A 2,842-nucleotide genomic window follows, 5' to 3' on the forward strand; every position below is an offset into this window, starting at 1 on the left:
CCGCGCGCCCCCGCCCCCCCCCCCCCCCCCCCCCCCCCCCCCCCCCCCCCCCCCCCCCCCCCCCCCGGTGCGCGTCCTGAAACGGCTCCCGTACTCTGCGCGACCGCCCGGTCCGCCGCGGACAAAGTCCTGATCTTGCCCGGTCCAGAAGCCTGTCAGCCCCGTCATATGCTGCGGTAAGGTCTGCCACGTCCTCGGCACGACAGGCCCGTTGAGACCCTGCCGTACGTGTGGTGGCACGCGCTCCGCACCGTGGCGCGCGCTCCGTCCTGTCAGCCGGTGGATCCCCCACAGCAACCCAGGCAGTAGTGGCATCTAGTGGCATTAGTGGCATAGCCGACCGAGGAGCGTGCAAGTGTTCAGCCAGAACAAGCCTCTGAAGGGCGCAGTCGTGCTGGTGACAGCGACCCTGCTCGCCGGATGCGGCTCGCTCCTCGGTGAGGAGGAGAACGAGGAGGCGATCGTGGTCGGCACCACGAGCACGCCGAGCGTCCTCGACCCGGCCGGCGCCTGGGACGGTTCGTGGGAGCTGTACCGGAACATCTACCAGACCCTGCTGCACTTCCCGAGCTCCAGCGGCACCCCGGAGTCCGACGCCGCCCAGCGCTGCGGTTTCACCGACGCCGTCAGCAGCGTCTACCGGTGCACCCTGAAGAAGGACCTGACGTTCTCCAACGGCAACGAGCTGGACGCGGAGGCGGTCAAGTACTCCATCGAGCGCACCCTGAGGATCAAGGCACCCACCGGTCCCGCCCAGTTGCTGCAGAGCGTCGACCGCATCGAGACCTCCGGCAAGTGGACGATCATATTCCACCTCAAGCGGCCGGACGCGACCTTCCCGCTGGTCCTGGCCACCCCCGCCGCGTCCATCGTCGACCCCGCCGCATACCCGGCCGACCGGCTGCTGGAGACGGACAAGATCAGTGGCTCCGGGCCCTACCTGCTCGACGGCTACAAGGAGGACGAGCGGGCCGAGCTGGTCAGGAACCAGACCTACAAGGGCTCCGCGGAGGTCAAGAACGACGCCGTGACCGTCCGCTACTTCAAGGACTCGGCCAAGATGGTCGAGCAGCTCAAGAACGGCGGGGTCGACCTCACCTACCGCGGCCTGACCCCCGAGCAGATCGACGACTTCGGGAAGAACCGCAGCGACCACCCGGACATCAAGCTCAACGAGGTCTACGGCACCGAGATCCGCTACCTGGTGTTCAACCCGCAGCACGACTCGGTCGCCGAGCCGGCCGTCCGCAGGGCGATCGCCCAGATCATCGACCGCAAGGCCCTGGTCCGCAACGTCTACAAGCGCACCGCCGCCCCGCTGTACTCCATGGTCCCCGGCGGGATCACCGGCCACACCAGCGCCTTCCACGAGGAGTACGGCGAGCCCAGCGTGGAGAAGGCCCGCAGCATGCTGGGCCAGGCCGGGATCGACGGGGAGGTGAAGCTGACCCTCTGGTACACCACCGACCGCTACGGTGCGACGACCGCCGAGGAGTTCGCCGAGATCAAGCGGCAGCTGGAGGCATCCGGACTGTTCGAGATCACCCTGGAGGGCCGCGAGTGGCGCGATTTCCAGGAGGGCGTCACCGAGGGGCAGTACCCGGTGTTCGGCCGCGGCTGGTTCCCCGACTTCCCGGACGCGGACAACTACATCTCGCCGTTCGTCGGCGAGGAGAACGCCCTGGGCGCCCCGTACGAGCACGACGTCCTGACCGGCACGCTGCTGCCCAGGTCCCGCAAGGAGAGCGACCGGGGCGCGGCCGGCGAAGCCTTCACCCAGGCGCAGAAGATCCTGGCCGAGGACGCCCGCCTGCTGCCCCTGTGGCAGGGAAAGCTCTACATCGCCGCGCACGAGGACATCGCCGGCGTGGAGTGGAGCATCGACTCCTCGACGATCATGCGGCTGTGGGAGCTCGACCGCAAGAAGAGCTGGTGACCCGCGGGGACGGGCGGTCACCGGTGGCCGCTCGCCACTGACCGCCCGCACGCGCGGCATGACTGTCAGCGGTCACCGGTACGTTCTGGGGATACGCGCCCGGTACGGGCGCGCGGAACCGACACCGGAGGTCTGTCTCACGTGAACGCCATGCTGCCCGAGTCCTGGCAGAAGGTCCTCGGCGACGAGCTGGAGAAGCCCTACTTCAAGGAGCTCACCGGGTTCGTCGAGGAGGAGCGGGCACGCGGGCCGGTCTACCCGCCCCGGGAAGAGGTCTTCGCGGCACTGGACGCCACCCCGTACGAGCAGGTCAAGGTCCTCGTCCTCGGGCAGGACCCGTACCACGGCGAGGGGCAGGGCCACGGGCTGGCGTTCTCGGTGCGGCCCGGGGTGCGGACCCCGCCGTCCCTGCGCAACATCTACAAGGAACTGCAGGCGGACCTGGGCTGCCCCGTCCCGGACAACGGCTATCTGATGCCGTGGGCGAAGCAGGGCGTGCTCCTGCTCAACGCGGTGTTGACGGTCCGGGCCGGGGAGGCCAACTCCCACAAGGGCAGGGGCTGGGAGAAGTTCACGGACGCGGTGATCCACGCCGTGGGCGCCCGCCCCGACCCGGCCGTCTTCGTGCTGTGGGGCAACTACGCGAAGAAGAAGCTGCCGCTGATCGACACCGGCCGGCACACGGTGGTCCAGGGCGCGCACCCCTCGCCGCTGTCGGCGAAGAGGTTCTTCGGGTCGCGCCCCTTCAGCCGGATCGACGAGGCGATCGCGGCGCAGGGGCACACGCCGATCGACTGGTGCGTCCCCAACCTCGGTTCCTGAGTGTCTGCCCGGGGGGGGGGCGGGGCGGGCGCGGCGGGGGTCGGGCCGGCGCGGGGTGGCGGGCGTGCGGGGCGGGCCGGTCGC

At 70.0% G+C, this 2,842-nt stretch carries 2 protein-coding genes; both read left to right on the top strand.

Features of this window, described 5'->3' with window-relative positions:
- Positions 1 to 355 precede the first annotated feature (355 nt).
- Positions 356 to 1,936, top strand: coding sequence for an ABC transporter substrate-binding protein (locus AC2CJA_RS25805; protein ID WP_484605082.1), 1,581 nt, complete (start codon positions 356 to 358; stop codon positions 1,934 to 1,936).
- Between the two features lie 150 nt (positions 1,937 to 2,086).
- Positions 2,087 to 2,758, top strand: coding sequence for a uracil-DNA glycosylase (locus AC2CJA_RS25810; protein WP_484605083.1), 672 nt, complete (start codon positions 2,087 to 2,089; stop codon positions 2,756 to 2,758).
- The last annotated feature ends 84 nt before the right edge of the window (positions 2,759 to 2,842 follow it).

Source organism: Streptomyces sp. ATLC9, assembly GCF_057196705.1.

What these genes read in the sequence shown, in the direction of transcription:
- AC2CJA_RS25810 (WP_484605083.1), top strand. Translation starts at nt 2,087, where the DNA reads ATGCTGCCCGAGTCCTGGCAGAAGGTCCTCGGCGACGAGCTGGAGAAG.